General features: G+C 64.6%; 17 protein-coding genes. 11 read left to right on the forward strand and 6 right to left on the reverse strand.

Annotated features, from left to right (window positions below):
* Window positions 1–5: 5 nt before the first annotated feature.
* A complete protein-coding gene (locus ACVMDN_RS16325; RefSeq protein WP_141340425.1) occupies window positions 6–278 on the reverse strand; it encodes a GNAT family N-acetyltransferase in 273 nt (90 codons plus the stop codon).
* Between the two features lie 100 nt (window positions 279–378).
* Here ACVMDN_RS16325 and ACVMDN_RS16330 point away from each other — a divergent pair, with 100 nt between their 5' ends.
* The 4 genes from ACVMDN_RS16330 to ACVMDN_RS16345 all read left to right on the forward strand — a co-directional run bounded on the left by ACVMDN_RS16330 (window position 379) and on the right by ACVMDN_RS16345 (window position 4,636).
* Window positions 379–1,323 carry a tetratricopeptide repeat protein gene (locus ACVMDN_RS16330; RefSeq protein ID WP_057018521.1) on the forward strand — a complete coding sequence of 315 codons (945 nt, stop codon included), beginning with the start codon at window positions 379–381 and terminating at the stop codon, window positions 1,321–1,323.
* Window positions 1,324–1,503: 180 nt separating this feature from the next.
* A complete protein-coding gene (locus tag ACVMDN_RS16335; RefSeq protein WP_057018520.1) occupies window positions 1,504–1,905 on the forward strand; it encodes an SPW repeat protein in 402 nt (133 codons plus the stop codon).
* 210 nt (window positions 1,906–2,115) lie between these two features.
* The gene (locus ACVMDN_RS16340) at window positions 2,116–3,756 is read left to right on the forward strand and encodes an acyl-CoA synthetase (protein ID WP_141340424.1); all 1,641 of its coding nucleotides are present in this window, start codon (window positions 2,116–2,118) and stop codon (window positions 3,754–3,756) included.
* Window positions 3,757–3,760: 4 nt separating this feature from the next.
* Window positions 3,761–4,636 carry a PCC domain-containing protein gene (locus ACVMDN_RS16345; protein WP_229189818.1) on the forward strand — a complete coding sequence of 292 codons (876 nt, stop codon included), beginning with the start codon at window positions 3,761–3,763 and terminating at the stop codon, window positions 4,634–4,636.
* A gap of 292 nt (window positions 4,637–4,928) precedes the next feature.
* On the opposite strand, the gene ACVMDN_RS16350 is transcribed toward ACVMDN_RS16345, so the two are convergent.
* Window positions 4,929–5,252, reverse strand: a complete 324-nt coding sequence (locus ACVMDN_RS16350) for a hypothetical protein (RefSeq protein WP_141340422.1) — start codon at window positions 5,250–5,252, stop codon at window positions 4,929–4,931.
* 81 nt (window positions 5,253–5,333) lie between these two features.
* Here ACVMDN_RS16350 and ACVMDN_RS16355 point away from each other — a divergent pair, with 81 nt between their 5' ends.
* From ACVMDN_RS16355 to ACVMDN_RS16375, 5 genes are all read left to right on the forward strand, one after another.
* Window positions 5,334–6,098, forward strand: a complete 765-nt coding sequence (locus ACVMDN_RS16355) for an AAA family ATPase (protein WP_141340421.1) — start codon at window positions 5,334–5,336, stop codon at window positions 6,096–6,098.
* Between the two features lie 158 nt (window positions 6,099–6,256).
* The gene (locus ACVMDN_RS16360) at window positions 6,257–6,796 is read left to right on the forward strand and encodes an SRPBCC family protein (RefSeq protein WP_141340420.1); all 540 of its coding nucleotides are present in this window, start codon (window positions 6,257–6,259) and stop codon (window positions 6,794–6,796) included.
* Window positions 6,797–6,899: 103 nt separating this feature from the next.
* A complete protein-coding gene (locus tag ACVMDN_RS16365; protein WP_141340419.1) occupies window positions 6,900–7,838 on the forward strand; it encodes a YVTN family beta-propeller repeat protein in 939 nt (312 codons plus the stop codon).
* A 262-nt stretch (window positions 7,839–8,100) separates the two neighbouring features.
* Window positions 8,101–8,433, forward strand: coding sequence for a PRC-barrel domain-containing protein (locus ACVMDN_RS16370; RefSeq protein WP_141340418.1), 333 nt, complete (start codon window positions 8,101–8,103; stop codon window positions 8,431–8,433).
* Between the two features lie 186 nt (window positions 8,434–8,619).
* On the forward strand, window positions 8,620–8,919 hold the full coding sequence (locus tag ACVMDN_RS16375) for a VOC family protein (protein WP_200844442.1): 300 nt from the start codon (window positions 8,620–8,622) through the stop codon (window positions 8,917–8,919).
* A gap of 311 nt (window positions 8,920–9,230) precedes the next feature.
* On the opposite strand, the gene ACVMDN_RS16380 is transcribed toward ACVMDN_RS16375, so the two are convergent.
* The 4 genes from ACVMDN_RS16380 to ACVMDN_RS16395 all read right to left on the reverse strand — a co-directional run bounded on the left by ACVMDN_RS16380 (window position 9,231) and on the right by ACVMDN_RS16395 (window position 14,432).
* Entirely contained in the window at window positions 9,231–9,407 is a 177-nt protein-coding gene (locus ACVMDN_RS16380; RefSeq protein ID WP_141340416.1) for a barstar family protein, read from the reverse strand.
* Between the two features lie 10 nt (window positions 9,408–9,417).
* Window positions 9,418–12,405, reverse strand: coding sequence for an excinuclease ABC subunit UvrA (gene uvrA, locus ACVMDN_RS16385; protein ID WP_141340415.1), 2,988 nt, complete (start codon window positions 12,403–12,405; stop codon window positions 9,418–9,420).
* A gap of 364 nt (window positions 12,406–12,769) precedes the next feature.
* Entirely contained in the window at window positions 12,770–13,429 is a 660-nt protein-coding gene (locus ACVMDN_RS16390) for an outer membrane protein (RefSeq protein ID WP_076828598.1), read from the reverse strand.
* A gap of 256 nt (window positions 13,430–13,685) precedes the next feature.
* The gene (locus ACVMDN_RS16395) at window positions 13,686–14,432 is read right to left on the reverse strand and encodes an outer membrane protein (RefSeq protein ID WP_076828596.1); all 747 of its coding nucleotides are present in this window, start codon (window positions 14,430–14,432) and stop codon (window positions 13,686–13,688) included.
* 448 nt (window positions 14,433–14,880) lie between these two features.
* Between ACVMDN_RS16395 and ACVMDN_RS16400 the strand changes: the two genes are divergently transcribed.
* Entirely contained in the window at window positions 14,881–15,375 is a 495-nt protein-coding gene (locus ACVMDN_RS16400) for a single-stranded DNA-binding protein (protein WP_057018508.1), read from the forward strand.
* A 259-nt stretch (window positions 15,376–15,634) separates the two neighbouring features.
* Window positions 15,635–16,033: a DUF2306 domain-containing protein gene (locus ACVMDN_RS16405; RefSeq protein WP_141340414.1), complete on the forward strand. Its 399-nt coding sequence runs from the start codon at window positions 15,635–15,637 to the stop codon at window positions 16,031–16,033.
* Window positions 16,034–16,199: the final 166 nt, after the last annotated feature.

Consider the following 16,199-nt stretch of genomic DNA (forward strand, 5'->3'; position numbering starts at 1 on the left):
GGGCTCTAACCTGCAAGATCCGCGTATTCCGGATGCTTGTTGAGGTAATCCACCACGAAACCGCAGCTGGCGATCACCTTGTGGCCGTCGGCGCGGATCAGATCCAGCGCACCCTTGACCAGCTCCGATGCGATGCCGCGGCCGCGCAGGGCGCGCGGTGTCTCGGTATGGGTGATGATAACGGCCGCGGGCGTCCGCCGGTAATTCGCGAAAGCGAGGCCGCCCTCGGTGTCGAGTTCGAAGCGGTTTTGGTCCCTGTTGTCGCGGACGGCGGCCATCGCAAAATCCCGGTTGATTCGCAGGCCCTGATGTAAGCGTGTGAACCCGCCGATGCAAAGCCGCGACCAACCCGCAAATTGGCATTTGTGGATTGACGATATGCGCATTTTGGCCTGCCTGACCGCCGTGTTGCTCGGCGCCGCGTTGACGCTTCCAGACCCGCCGCAAGCCGCCGCCGGCGACGATCCGAGCTGGCAGACCTGCGTCGGCCTGACGACGGCGCCCGGCGACCGCGTGGCCGCCTGCACCACGGTGATCGACGGCAAGACCGAGACCGGCAAGCGGCTGGCCGGGGCCTATTGCAATCGCGGCCATGGGCTGACCGAGAAGCGCGAGCTCGATGCAGCGCTCGCCGACCTCAACGAGGCCATCAAGCTCGATCCCGCCTACGCCTGCGCCTATACCAATCGCGGCCGCGTCTACGCCTTCAAGCGCGATCTCGATCATGCGATTGCCGATTACGAAGAGGCGATCCGCATCGATCCGGCATTTGCGCTGGCCTACAACAATCGCGGCGATGCCTGGCTCAACAAGGGCGATCTCGACCGCGCGCTGGCCGATCTCAGCCTCGCCATCAAATACAATCCGCAGCTCGCCACCGCCTATGGCAATCGCGGGTTCGTCTACTACCGCAAGCGCGACGCGGCGCATGCGATCGCCGACTTCACCACCGAGATCAAGCTCGAGCCCAACGTGCTCGCCTACATCAACCGCGGCAATGTCTATCGCGATACCGAGCAGCTCGATCGCGCCGCCGCCGACTATGGCGAGGCTGCGAGGATCGCGCCGACCGATGCGCGCGGCTGGCGCAACCGCGGCATGATCCGTCTCTTTCAAGGGGACAACAAGGGCGGGCTCGCCGATTACGACAAGGCGCTGCAATACGATCCGAACGACGTCTATTCCTGGAATAATCGCGGCCAGGCCAAGCTGCGGCTCGGCGACAAGAAGGGCGCGGCGGCCGATTTCCGCAAGGCGCTCGAGCTGCAGCCCGATTTGCAGAGCGCCAAGGGAGCGCTGGCGCGGCTCGGCGGAGCGCGGTGACATCTTGCCGGCAACGATCGCTCCTGCCGTGTCGCACATACGCGGGACGGGCCTTGCGGATGGATGCAGTTCGATTACGTTTGATGACAGACATACGCCCCTGATGCGGCTGGATGGTCGTCTGGTACGGAGTGGCGGAGCCGGCCGCCGACGTATGCCTCTTGTCGGAGGAGGTTCGTCATGTCGGACAATCGTTTCTTCAACACACACCGTCCCTGGGAGGACTGGCTCGGCATGCTGCTCGGCGTGCTGATCATGGTCTCGCCCTGGTTTCCGATGCAGGTGAGCGGCGCTGTCGATATCGAGCGCAGCCACCTCGTCCTCAACAGCTTCATCGTCGGCATGCTGGTGCTCGGCATCGCCCAGCTCGAATATGTCGCGCTGCACCGCTGGGAGGAGGTGGCCAGCATCCTGCTCGGTCTCTGGCTGATGGCATCGCCCATGGTCTTTGGTTACGCCGAGGACCACGCGCTGCAGTTCTGGCACATCCTGCTCGGCGCGCTGGTCGCCTTTATAGGCGCGTTGCAGCTGTGGCAGGACTGGAACCTGAGCGAGCAGGAACTCGCCAAGCACCCGCAGTAGCGGGCTGGGCAGAAAACAACGGGTTGACCGCCGCCGGCGCGCGGTATCATCGGGCCGCGCCCGTCGGGCCTTGCCGAAGGCGGCGGCTTGGCGATAAACCGGGCGGTACCAATCCCTTGCGGCGCTTGAAGACGCCCGGTTCTGACCGAGGAAACACCCGATGATCGTCCTGACCTTGCCCTGTCTGTTGTGCGTATCGGCGGGGCGGCAATGAGCGGGACGGCTGCTGCCGCGCCGCGCGGCGGGATCGCGCGGGTATCGCGCCGGGTCATGAACCTCGCCTACATCCTGACCCAGAACGCCCGCCGCCACGGCGATCGCCCCGGCTTCATCTGGAACGAGAAGGCCTGGTCCTGGCGCCATATCGACCAGAACGTCTCGGCGCTGGCGGCGGCATTGGCCGCGCGCGGCATCGTCAAGGGCGACCACATCCTGGTGCATTCCAAGAACTGCGACGAGATGTTCTGGTCGATGTTCGCCGCCTTCCGGCTCGGCGCGGTCTGGGTGCCGACCAATTTCCGCCTGATGCCGGACGAGGTCGCCTATCTCGCGGCGGCCTCCGGCGCCAAGGCGTTTCTGTGCCACGCCGACTTCCCCGAACATGCCAAGGCGGCCGCCAATCCCGCGCTCGAATTCGTCTGGCAGATCGGGGAGGAGGGCACGTTCGGCGAGGCGACGCTCGGCGATGTCATCGCCAAGCACGCCGGCGCTGTGGTCGAGAACGTTGCCGTCGACTATGACGATCCCTGCTGGTTCTTCTTCACCTCCGGCACCACCGGCCGCTCCAAGGCCGCGGTCTTGACCCATGGCCAGATGGCCTTCGTCATCACCAACCATCTCGCTGACCTGATGCCCGGCACCACGGAAGAGGACGCCTCGCTGGTGGTGGCGCCGCTATCGCATGGCGCCGGCGTACATCAATTGGTGCAGACCGCGCGCGGCGTGCCGACCATCCTGCTGCCGTCGGAGAAGTTCGACATCGCCGAAGCCTTCCGGCTGATCGCCAAGCATCGCGTCAGCAACATGTTCACGGTGCCGACCATCCTGAAGATGATGGTCGAGCATCCCGCCGCCGACCAGCACGACCATTCCTCGCTGCGCTACATCATCTACGCCGGCGCGCCGATGTATCGCGAGGACCAGAAGGCGGCGCTGAACAAGCTCGGCGGCGTGCTGGTGCAGTATTTCGGCCTCGGCGAGGTCACCGGCAACATCACGGTGCTGCCGCCCGGACTTCACGATCCCGAGGACGGGCCGCATGCGCGGATCGGCACCTGCGGCTTCGAGCGCACCGGGATGCAGGTCTCGATCCAGGGCGACGATGGCAGCGAGCTGAAGGCGCACGAGACCGGCGAGATCTGCGTGATCGGTCCCGGCGTGTTCGCGGGCTACTACGACAACCCCGAGGCCAATGCGAAGGCGTTTCGCGACGGCTGGTTCCGCACCGGCGACCTCGGCCACATGGACGAGGAGGGCTTCGTCTACATCACCGGCCGTGCCTCCGACATGTACATCTCGGGCGGCTCCAACATCTATCCGCGCGAGATCGAGGAGAAGCTCTTGACCCATCCCGCGGTCGGCGAGGTCGCGGTGCTCGGCGTGCCCGATCCCTTCTGGGGCGAGGTCGGCGTCGCCGTCTGCGTCGCGCGCGAGGGCACCGAGGCGGTCGCGGAGGCGGAGCTTGCCGCCCATCTCGCGCCAAAAGTGCCGCGCTACAAGATGCCGAAACGCTTCTTCTTCTGGGAGGCGCTGCCGAAGTCCGGCTACGGCAAGGTGCCGAAGCGGCTGATCCGCGACGAGCTCGAGGCGCGCGGGCTGCTCGAAGTGATCGCCAAATCGACGGGCGCGTGAGGCGATGCGCAGCATCGCCCAGCCTGGCGCTCCGCATCCAGAGCGCATCCAATGGGTCAGGGCGCGCGGCCGCGCCTTTTCATTCGTGCTCGAGGCCGGCATTCCCTTGCTCGAAGCCGTGCGCCGCGGCTTTGCGGCGGAGGGCTTTTGCAGCGGCGTCCTGAGCGCGAAAAGCGGCGCGCTCGGGCCGTTCGCCTATGTGATGCCGGCGCTGTCGAAGGATGGCGTCAACGCTGCGTTCTACAGCGACACGTTCCGTCCCGACGGCGTGACCCGGCTCAAGCTGGCGGCGTTGACCTTCGGCGAACGCGACGGCGCGCCGTTCTTTCATTGCCACGGCCTGTGGACTGAGGCCGACGGCCGTTTCAATGGCGGCCACATGCTGCCGGAAGAAACCATTGTCGCCGAGCCGTTCGAGGTGAACGCGTTCGGGATTGACGGCGCGACGTTCCTGGCCGAGGCGGACAGCGAAACCAATTTCAAGCTGTTCGGTCCGGTCGCAGCCGAGCCGCGTGGGGCCAGGACCACGAGCCATGCCTTCGCGCTGCGGCTGCGGCCGAACCAGGATTTTGCCTGCGCGCTGGAAGCCTTCTGCCGCCAGCACGGCATCCTGCGCGCGCGGCTGCATGGCGGCGTCGGCTCGACCATCGGCGCCGTCTTCACCGACGGCCACAGCGTGGTGCCGTTCGCGACCGAGCTCGCGGTGACCGCGGGCGAGATCGCACCGGACGCGGATGGCCGGCTGCATGCCGAGCTCGACATCGCGCTGGTCGACTATCTCGGCGGCATCGCCGAGGGACGCCTGGTGCGCGGCGACAATCCGGTGCTGATGACGATGGAGCTGGCGCTGGAGGTGCTGGCGGAGGCGGAGCAGCCGTAGGGGCGGGCGCTTTCTCCCGGCGGTCGTCCTGGCGTTCGCCGGAGCCGATATCGCGCCGCGGCCTCCGCTGTCCCATAACCACAGACATTCGTTGTCGAAGCGAGCTGTGGCTCAAGCGTTATGCAACAATGACCTTCGGTGGTTATGGGTCCCGGGTCGCGCTTCGCTTGCCCGGGACGACACCTAATTTGTTGCGCGATCTGCGAGTCACATATCCGCATTCTCGCGACATGAATTGTCCGAGGCTTGCCGCCTTCGCCGCCCTCTCTTGACCAGGGGGCGCAGGGGCCGCTCACCTCCGCTTGCGGACATGGATGTTGATGTCGAGGTCGATCTCGCTGACGCAGGTCTGCTCGGTGCGATGCGATCCGCCCTCGTGCCAAGGGCCGTTGCGCAGGCTGATGTCGCTGACGTGAGCGAGCCGCAGGCAGCGCCATTGCGGCAGTTGGCCCGAGCTCGAGCCGCCGAACTGCCAGGCCAGCACGACCTCTTCACCGCTCTTGTTGTGGCCGATGATGTGCGGGCAGAGTTCGCGCGGCCGGCCGTCATAGATGCAGACCGCTTGCTGTTCGTTGAGGATCGCCTTGCGGAAGAGTGCGTAAGACTTGCTGGGCATGGGGCATCCGGCCATCTAGGATTGTTGCGGGCTCTTATCATAAACTGGGCCGCCCGCCATTGTTTCCCCGGATCCGCGCACATGGCCAGACGAAACCGCCCGATCAACATGCCTGCGCCGTATCTGAAGCGGGTCTGGCTCGATCCTGCGCGAATTCCGAACCGCGATGCCTATCCGTTCGTACTGCCGCTGCTGCGCGACGATTTCGAGCTGAGCTTCGACAAGGCGATCACGATCATCGTCGGCGAGAACGGCACCGGCAAATCGACGCTGCTCGAAGGCATCGCCGTGATGGCCGGCTATGACGACGCCGGCGGCGGCAAGGGCTATCGCGCGGTCGACCATGGCAATGCCGTTGAGAAGATGGGCGGCTCGCTTGCGTCGGCGCTGCGTGCCAGCTGGCTACCTAAGATCACGAATGGCTGGTTCTTCCGCGCCGAGAGTTTTTTCTCGGTGGCGCGCTACGTCGACGAGGCCGCGCTGGATGTCGGAGACGTGCCGCCGAACTTCCTGTCCTATTCCCACGGCGAGGGCTTCCTGCGCTTCTTCAACGAGCGTTGCCAGCGGCAGGGCATCTTCATCTTCGACGAGCCGGAATCCGCGCTGTCGCCGTCGCGGCAGATCGAATTCCTCAAATTGTTGCACCGGATGAACGGCACCGGCCACTGCCAGGTGATCATGGCGACGCATTCGCCGGTGCTGATGGCCTATCCGAATGCGACGCTGCTGCGGCTGAGCAAATACGCGCTGGAGCCGGTGGGCCTGAGGGACACCGATCACTACCGGCTGATGCGCGAGTTCTGCGACGACCCCAAGGGGTTCGTCGAGGCGGCGATCGAGGACTGACGCCGCTGCCCGGCAGGCTTGCCTCCCGGGGAAGCCGGCGGGTGCGAGTTCGCTCTGGTGCAAGAAGCAGGTTGCCGGTCTAGTCTAGAACCTCCAATCATAAACTGCGGCATGCGCCAGGCGGCGCAGGGCCGACAGACATCGGGAGAGGACCAAGGATGAGGCGGACGATCGCACGGACTTTCGTGGTGGTGGCGGCATTGGCCGTGTTGGGGGCCGTTTGGGCTCATGGGCCGACCCGCCAGAAGGTGCGGGAATCCATCGAGATCGATGCGCCGCAGGCCAAGGTGTGGGCGGTGATCGGCAATTTCCAGGACATGAGCTGGCTTGCCGGTGTCGCCAAGACCGAGGGCGAGAAGGGCAACGAGATCGGCGCCACACGGCGGCTGACACTGGCGCCCGGCATTACCATCGACGAGGAGCTCTACAAATACGAACCAGAGATGATGAGCTATTCGTACCGGATCACGGCGGTCGACGTGAAGGTGCTGCCGGTCACCAACTATTCCTCGACGCTGACGGTGTCGCCGGCGCCGGACGGCAAGTCGAAGCTGGAATGGGCCGGCGCGTTCTATCGCGGCTTTCCCAACAACGACCCGCCGCCGGAGCTGAGCGACGAGGCCGCGGTGAAGGCGGTGAGCGGGCTCTACAAGACCGGGCTCGAAGCGCTGAAGAAGAAGATCGAGAGCGGGACCTGAGCATGATCCGGAAAAGTGCGAAGCGGTTTTCCGACAAGATCATGCTCAAGACGAGGAGCTAAAGCGCGATGATGGTTTGTCCCAATCTCGTCGGGCTTTAGCCGTGCGCGCGATTGCGCTCGTCGCGCTGCTTGCCAGCCTCGGCGCCGCGCGCGCCGAGGAGGCGTTCGTCACCAACCAGCTCAGCGACGATCTCACGGTGGTCGATCTCGCGACCTCGAAGCCGGTCGCGACCATCGCGATCGGCGGCAAGCCGGCGGGCGTTGCCGTCAGCAATGACGGCCGCTTCGCCTATGTGACCAGCCCGGATGCCAAGGCGGTCACGGTGGTCGACGCGCCGGCGCGAAAGGTCGTGGGGCGGGTCGATGTCGGCGGCGGGCCGCTCGGCATCGCGGTCGCGCCCGATGGCGCGATGGTCTATGTCGCCGACTGGTACGCCGCCGCGGTGCGGGTGATCGATGCCAGAGAGCAGCGTGTCGTCGCAAGTATCGCGGTCGGTGCATCGCCGTCCGGGCTGGCGGTGACACCGGATGGGCTGCTGCTGCTGTCGGCGGATCGCGACGATGACAGCGTCTCCATCATCGATACCGCCTCGCGCGAGCTGAGGGGGATCGTGAAGGTCGGGAGTCGGCCGTTTGGTGTCACCATCGATGCCGATGGCAAGCGTGCCTACACCGCCAATGTCGGCACCAACGACGTCTCGGTGATCGACGTCGCGACCGCGCGCGAGATCGGCCGCGTGCATGTCGGCCTGCGCCCCTACGCGGTGGCGCTGGCGCAGGGCCGCGGCTTCGTCACCGACCAGTATGACGGCAAGGTCAGCGTGTTCGACCTCGCGACGTTGCAGCCCGTGAAGCGGATCACGGTCGGCGATTACCCCGAAGGCATCGAGGCGACCGCCGACGGCAAGCGCATCCTGGTCGCGAACTGGGAAAGCAACACGCTGAGCATGATCGACGCCGCCGAGCTGAAGGTGATTGGCGAGGTCAAGGTCGGCGACGGCCCGCGCGCGTTCGGGGCGTTCCTCAGACGGACGGAGTAGGGGGAAGGTGCGTGGGGTGTCCCAAAATATCGAAAACAACCCCATGCAAAGGAGCAGGCTGCCGTCGAGACTCGGAAAAGCGACTTGACGCGTCGGGCAAATCAGCGGTACGTTTTTATTATTCCGAAATTGTGCAAGCGTCCGCCGCCGCAGGATAGAGCCAACCGGCCCCTGCGGCCGGTCGCCGAGCCGCGCCCCATTGGCTCACCAGCGCGGCAGGCATATATTATCGGGCAAATAAGCGGAACACAGGGAGGATGCCATGCATCATACCTTGGTGCCCAGTGACCGGGTCGAGCATGTCTGCGTCTTCGGGCGCGATGGCGCCAAGCTCGGGTCGATCGAGCGGCTGATGCTCGACAAGGTGAGCGGAACGGTGGCCTATGCCATCATCAAGACCGGAGGCGTGCTGAGTACCCACCACCACTATCCCGTCAGATGGACCGCGCTGCGATTCGATCCTGTGCGGCAGGCCTTCGAGGCCGAGGTGACGCTGGATGATCTGCGGTCAGGACCCTCCGAATTCGACGGCGACGAATTCGACTGGGGCGACCGCTCGCGATCGTACACGCACCCGAACTATTGGGCGGTGTAGCAGAGCGGTTGAGAGACCGTAGCCCGCATGAGCGAAGCGACATGCGGGAGCGGTCAACTTGTTCGGCTGATAGACCCCGCATATCGCTCCGGTCATGCGGGCTACTAAGTCAGGCACATGCCCCAATTCAAGCCCGCCGGCTGGCCTTCCGTCATACCGCGAATTGTCACCCGCGACCTCACTGGCTTGGCCAGATTTCTTCGAGACGTTTTCGATGCGCAGGGCAAAGTGCGCTCCGGCGCGCCAACGGAAATCCGGATCGGAGACTCGATCATCCTGATCAGCGACGGCGGAGGCGTCCGCGAGGCGATGTCGGCCTTTCTCTACGTCTATGTTCGAGACGCGGACGAGACCTATCGGCGGGCGATCGCGGCAGGCGCTGAATCGATCGAGCCGCCTGCGGATACGCCCTATGGCGACAGACGCGCGATGGTGCGGGATGCCTGGGCCAACGTCTGGCAGATCGCCACCTGCCGTGGGAGCTAAGTGTGTAGCCCGCATGAGCGAAGCGATATGCGGGACCGGTCATTGTTGGCCGCGAGAGGCCCCGGATATCGCTTCGCTCATCCAGGCTACTTGCTACGGGCCTGGTCTGCTCGAAGCAGCCACATGACCTGGTCGCGATATCTGAGGGGAAATGCAACCGAAAGCGGATGGTCTTTCGATCCTGACATTTTGCGAGCAGCGTCATTCAGTATCGCAACGTAGGTCATCGCGTTCGGCAGGTCGCCAACCAGCCGCACATCAGCATGCATTACAAGCACGGGACCGTGCGGCAACCACGAGAGATCGCGGATTCATTCCTCGAACCCATCCCAATTGCTCCCAAAGTAACCGGGAAATTCGAGCTGTGCAGCGAGCGTGGCCAAGAGCGCCGCTTTGCTCGTCACATTCTCAAGGATGCTGGCGCGCACCGCTGCAGGGGACGACGCGCCCTCATCTTCGAACGAGATGAATGTTTGCGGCTCGCTCACCCGGCCTGTGTCACTCCGCCGCCTCGCTCGCTGAGCTCTTCCTCGGCTTGCTGTTCGCCTTCTTCAGCACCGGAGCCAGGAACTTGCCGGTGTAGCTGCGCGGGGCCTTGACGATGTCCTCGGGCGGGCCCCAGGCGACGATCTCGCCGCCGCCGTCGCCGCCTTCGGGGCCGAGGTCGATGACCCAGTCGGCGGTCTTGATGACCTCGAGATTGTGCTCGATCACCACCACCGTGTTGCCCTGGGCGACCAACTCGTGCAGCACCTCGAGCAGCTTGGCGACGTCGTGGAAGTGCAGGCCGGTGGTCGGCTCGTCCAGGATGTAGAGCGTGCGCCCGGTGGCGCGCTTTGACAGCTCCTTCGCCAGCTTGACGCGCTGGGCTTCGCCGCCCGACAGCGTCGTCGCCTGCTGGCCGACATGGATGTAGTCGAGGCCGACGCGGTGCAGGGTCTGGAAGGTCTCGCGCACGCGCGGCACCGCCTTGAAGAATTCGGCGGCTTCCTCGACCGTCATGTCGAGCACGTCGGCGATGCTCTTGCCCTTGAACAGCACCTCCAGCGTCTCGCGGTTGTAGCGCTTGCCCTTGCAGGTGTCGCAGGTGACGTAGACGTCGGGCAGGAAGTGCATCTCGATCTTGATGACGCCGTCGCCCTGGCAGGCCTCGCAGCGGCCGCCCTTGACGTTGAAGGAGAAGCGCCCGGGCTCGTAGCCGCGCGCCTTCGCCTCCGGCAGGCCGGCGAACCATTCGCGGATCGGCGTGAAGGCACCGGTATAGGTCGCGGGGTTGGAACGCGGCGTGCGGCCGATCGGCGACTGGTCGATGTCGATGATCTTGTCGATGTGCTCGAGGCCCTCGATGCGGTCGTGCGGCGCCGCGCCCTCGCTGGCGTTGTTCAGCTTGCGGGCGATGGCGCGGTACAGCGTGTCGATCAACAGCGTCGACTTGCCGCCGCCGGAGACGCCGGTCACGCAGGTGAACAGGCCGAGCGGGATTTCGGCCGAGACGTTCTTGAGGTTGTTGCCGCGGGCGTTGACGACCTTGATGGTGCGCCGGTGGTTCGGCGGCCGCCGGTCGGGCACAGGCACCGACAACTCGCCGGTGAGATACTTGCCGGTCAGCGATTTCGGATTGCGCATGATCTGGTCGGGCGTGCCTTCGGCGACGATGTGGCCGCCATGCATGCCGGCGCCGGGCCCGATATCGAGCACATAATCGGCGAGGCGGATGGCGTCCTCGTCATGCTCGACCACGACCACGGTGTTACCGAGGTCGCGCAGCCGCTTCAGGGTGTCGAGCAGGCGGGCATTGTCGCGCTGGTGCAGGCCGATCGACGGCTCGTCCAGCACGTAGAGCACGCCGGTGAGGCCCGAGCCGATCTGCGAGGCGAGGCGGATGCGCTGGCTCTCGCCGCCGGACAGCGTGCCGGAGGAGCGCGACAGCGTCAGGTAGTTCAGGCCGACGTCGAGCAGGAAGGTCAGGCGCTCGCGGATCTCTTTCAGGATGCGCGTTGCGATCTCGTTCTGCTGCGCGTTCAGCGCCTCCGGCACCGTCTCGAACCATTCGCCGGCGCGCTTGACCGAGAGCTCGGAGATCTCGCCGATGTGCTTGCCGCCGATCTTGACGCACAGCGCCTCCGGCTTCAGGCGGTGGCCGTTGCAGCCTTCGCAGGGCACGTCGGAGAAATACTTGCCGAGTTCCTCGCGCGCCCACTCGCTCTCGGTCTCGCGGTAGCGGCGGTTGATGTTGGTGATGACGCCCTCGAACGGCTTCTTGGTGTCGTAGGAGCGGACGCCGTCCTCATAGGAGAACTTGATCTCGTCGTCGCCGGAGCCGTGCAGCAGCGCGTTCTGGACCTTCTTGGTGAGGTCCTTCCACTTGGTGTCGAGCGTGAACTTGTAGTGCTTGCCGAGCGCGGTCAGGGTCTGGATGTAGTAGGGCGAGGATGATTTCGCCCAGGGCGCGATCGCGCCCTTGCGCAAGGTCAGCTCCTTGTCGGGGATGACCAGGTCCGCGTCGATATGCTGCTCGACGCCGAGGCCGCCGCAGGCCGGACAGGCGCCATAGGGGTTGTTGAACGAGAACAGGCGCGGCTCGATCTCGGGGATCGTGAACCCGGAGACCGGGCAGGCGAACTTCTCCGAGAACAGGATGCGCTCGGGCCCGCTCTTGTCGTGGATTTTGGCGGTTTTCTTCTTGTCCTCTTTCTTGTCGTCCTGGGCGGCCGCCGCCGGCGCGTCGGCATATTCAATCACGGCGAGGCCCTCGGCGAGCTTCAGCGCGGTCTCAAAGCTTTCCGCGAGGCGCTGGGCGAGGTCGGGACGCACCACGATGCGGTCGACCACGACGTCGATGTCGTGCGGGAATTTCTTGTCGAGCGCCGGCGCCTCGGACAGTTCGTAAAAGGTGCCGTCGATCTTGACGCGCTGAAAGCCCTTCTTGAGGTACTCGGCGAGCTCCTTCTTGTACTCGCCCTTGCGACCGCGCACGACCGGCGCCAGCAGATAGAGGCGGGTGCCTTCCGGCAGCGCTAGCACGCGATCGACCATCTGCGAGACGATCTGGCTCTCGATCGGCAGGCCGGTGGCCGGCGAATAGGGCACGCCGACGCGCGCCCAGAGCAGGCGCATGTAGTCGTAGATCTCGGTGACGGTGCCGACGGTGGAGCGCGGGTTCTTCGACGTGGTCTTCTGCTCGATCGAGATCGCCGGCGACAGGCCGTCGATCTGGTCGACATCCGGCTTCTGCATCATCTCGAGGAACTGGCGCGCATAGGCCGACAGCGATTCGACGTAGCGGCGCTGGCCCTCGGCATAGATGGTGTCGAACGCGAGCGACGATTTGCCGGAGCCGGACAGGCCGGTGAACACCACGAGCTTGTCGCGGGGAATCTCGACGTCGATGTTCTTCAGATTGTGTTCGCGCGCGCCACGGATCGTGATGGCGCGCGATGAGGAGCCGGCGTTCTGTTGGCGCTTCGCCTTGAGCACTTCATCCATAGCGACAGTTCCGGGCGCATGCTTGGCGCCTTTTGGGCGCGCATCGCCGGTGATGCCGGGACCTTGCGCCGATGGGGTGTGAAGACTGGAACGTAGGAAGAACGGTCGACAATTTCCAGTGCTGAGTCGCGTCCATCAACGGATAGTTTGCCTGATGGCAGCAGCCGTCAGCAGCGCCGGTTCCGCTAGAGCCTTTTCCCGCTTCGATGGGATCGGAACGGGAGCTCTGGATTCCTGCTGTGACGCGTTTTCTTGACGCGAACCGCAATTCACTTCGCTCGAAAACGCGCTTACGCAAAAAGGCCGGCGCTAGGCCGGCCAGTGCGATCTGACCGCCGATGGCGGTCAGGCAATTCGCTCAGGCTTAGTACTTGGCGACGATCGGGCCGCCGAAGTGATAGTTGACGCCGAACTGGGCGCTGTGCAGCTCGAGCGTACCGGACGGCACGCCGAAATAGTTCTCGCTGTCGAGGCTGCGATACAGGTATTCGCCCTTGATCGACCACTGCGGCGCGATGAACGCCTCGACGCCGGCGCCGACGGTCCAGCCGGAGTGAAAGTTGCTCTGCGAGGCGGTCACGCCGAGCGCGGTGACGCTGACCTCGTTGTTGGCCCAGGCGTAACCGCCGGTGCCATAGAACAGCACCTTGTCGACGGCGAAGCCGAGGCGGCCGCGCACGGTGCCGAGCGAGTCGATCTTGCTGCGGGCGGTGACGCCGAGCGCGGAGACCGATGCGTCGATGTCAGCGCCTGCGGCGTCGACCTCGAGGCCGTACACGATGTTGCCGGCTTGCCAGTTGTAGCCGATGGTGCCGCCGCCGAAGCCGCCTTCCATGCTCGGGGTGCCGGAGTTCTCGCTGGCGTAGCCGCCGAAGCCACCGACGTAGAAGCCGGTCCAGTTGTAGATCGCGGCTGGCGGCGGAGCCTTCACGTAAGGCGCGCGTGCCGCCATGTCGGCGGCCATTGCCGGTGCAAAAGCGCTCAGTGCAAACATGCCGGCCGAGGCCAGCAAAACAGTCCTCATTTTCAAAGTCCCAGTCCCATTTTCTTGTTGTCCCTTCAGATATCTTGAAGAGAGCGTCACAGCAGTGTCGCGTGACGTGCTGGTGCTTCTACAGAGAAATGCCGGAACGTGTGTATCCGCGAAACCACAACGCACCGAAAACGGCCCCGGTGAGGTGCGCGTGCACACGCAACGAAAAAGCCGGCGCACAAACAGGCGCAAACAAAAAGGCCGGCGCGAGGCCGGCCTTTCGTCTGGATCAATCGGCCTGGCGCGATCAATAGCGCGCGACGACCGGACCACCCCACTTGTAGTTCACGCGGACGGTAACGAGGTCGACGTCCTGGCGATCGCGGATGGTGCTGTTCAGCGTGCCGTTGGGGGCGATCAGGTTATAGGTCTTGTCCTGCATGAACAGGTGGTCGTATTCGATGCCCGCGGTCCAGTTCGGCGCGAAGCCGACTTCGATGCCGGCGCCGACGGTGCCGCCCCAGCGGGTGTCGCTGGCGCTGCCGACCAGCACGCCGGTTGGGGTGAAGTAGGTGTTGAAGCGGTTGTCGGTCAGCGCCGCGCCGCCCTTGGCGTAGAGCAGCACGTTGTTGACGGCGTAACCGATCTGGCCGGTGAACAGGCCGAACGCGTCGATCTTGGACTGGTTGGTGAACAGGCCCGGGAAGATCGCGCTGTTGTTGCTGCCCTTCAGGTCAGCCCAGTCGCCCTGCGCTTCGAGGCCGAACACCCAGGCGCCAGCCTGCCAGCGATAACCGATCTGGCCACCGGCGACGCCGCCGGTTGCATCATGGCAACCATCTGATGCGAGGAAGATGCCGGCCGGGAGCTGGTCCCAGCAATTGTGGCTCGAGCCCCAGCCGCCGTTGGCGCCGATGTAGAAGCCGGTCCAGTCATAGATCGGGGCAACCACGGGCGGCGGCGCCTTGGTGTACGGGCGCGCAGCGAGATCGGCAGCCGCGGCAGGCGCAGCAAACGCAATCAGAGCAACCGTACCGAGCAAAAACTTCTTCATTATCAATCCCCCAGCACCCCGATCGGCTTCCAAACGGTCCCGAAGCACGATCCCAGACGCGAGCGCCCGCGCCATGGTTGGAGCTATACGCTGATTCAACCGAAAACGCAGTCTCCCAAATGCAACACTCGCGGGAGAAGTATCGATAAGGCAAGCTGCTGATTTGTTTGTTGTTTTTCTAAATCTTGCTGCCGAGCGTCGGCCTGCACCGAGATCGACTGCCGCTCTGACGGCACTCGCCGCTTCTACGGATGGTTGTGGCGAACAAAACTGGAACGATGCCGGATCCGGTGCTATATCCCGATATCCGTGGATAACCGCGAGACGGCAAAGGCGACGAGCCGGCACCGGCGTATAGGGTCATCCACGACGCCTGCGGCGTAAGTGGCGAAGGTTGAGAGTGGCGGCCGAATGTCCGGACGCCCGGTTTTTGAGTGGAGATGATGCGATGGCAGGAAGCGTGAACAAGGTGATCCTGGTGGGAAACCTCGGCAAGGATCCGGAAATCCGGCGGACGCAGGACGGCCGTCCGATCGCAAACCTTTCCATCGCCACCTCGGAAACCTGGCGCGACAAGGGCACCGGCGAGCGCAAGGAAAAGACCGAGTGGCACCGCGTCGTGATCTTCAACGAGGGCCTCTGCAAGGTCGCCGAGCAGTATCTGAAGAAGGGCGCCAAGGTGTACATCGAGGGGCAGTTGCAGACCCGCAAATGGACCGACCAGAGCGGCGTCGAGAAGTACTCGACCGAAGTCGTGCTGCAGGGCTTCAACTCCAACCTCACCATGCTCGACGGGCGTGGCGGTGGGGGCAGCAGCTTCTCCGATGATGGCGGCAGCGATTTCGGTTCGGCCGGACCAGTCAGCTCGGCGCCGCGCCGCGCCGTCGCCGCGGGTGGTGGCAGCAGCCGCAACAGCGACATGGACGACGACATCCCGTTCTGAGCAGCGGTCGCGCTTCCGTCGATTCCGTCAGGCGCCGTTCCGTGAAGATCATTTCCCGGAACGGTCGTTGCGATCGGCACCAGCAATTTCCTCGTGTGGAATATGAGGATAACCCGGTAACTCTCTGTCAGAACGTCGGTGGTTCGACGTAAGGGGATGCGGGTTCCCTGGACTTTGACACAGCCTGATGTAAATGATATTTACATTGGCCTGCGGCATTTGATGCCTGGCCGCGAGCTTCACCCGAGGGCCGGCCATCATGAGCCTCGCGCCATTGCTCGACGCCGCGCCTGCGATCCCGCTCCACGCCTTTGCCGCGATGGCCGCCTTCGTGCTCGGCTCCATCCAGCTCGCCGCCCCCAAGGGCACGCTGCCGCACCGGACCCTGGGCTGGATCTGGGTGATCCTGATGCTGGTGGTCGCCGGAAGCTCGTTCTGGATCCATCAGATCCAGCTGGTCGGTCCCTGGAGCCCGATCCACCTGCTGTCGATCTTCTCGCTCGCCATGCTGGCGCTCGGCGTCACGGCCGCACGGAGCCACAATGTCCGCCGCCACAGGTTCACGATGATCGGCATCTTCTTCGGCGCGCTGCTCATCGCCGGACTGTTCACCTTGATGCCCGGGCGGATCATGCACGCAGTGGTTTTCGGCCACTGACTGGCGAGGCGAACTGCCACTGGCGAGTGGCGAATAGGGATTTTTCCATCCGCTATTCGCCATTCGCCACGCGCTTCCCGACCAGGCAGCCGGAACCTCGGTGCTCCACCCGTAAGTGCATGAAAAAACGAACGGAAAAACGGCTTGCCGGAGCCGCGCAAGGGTG

This window comes from Bradyrhizobium sp. USDA 4510 (genome assembly GCF_054059095.1).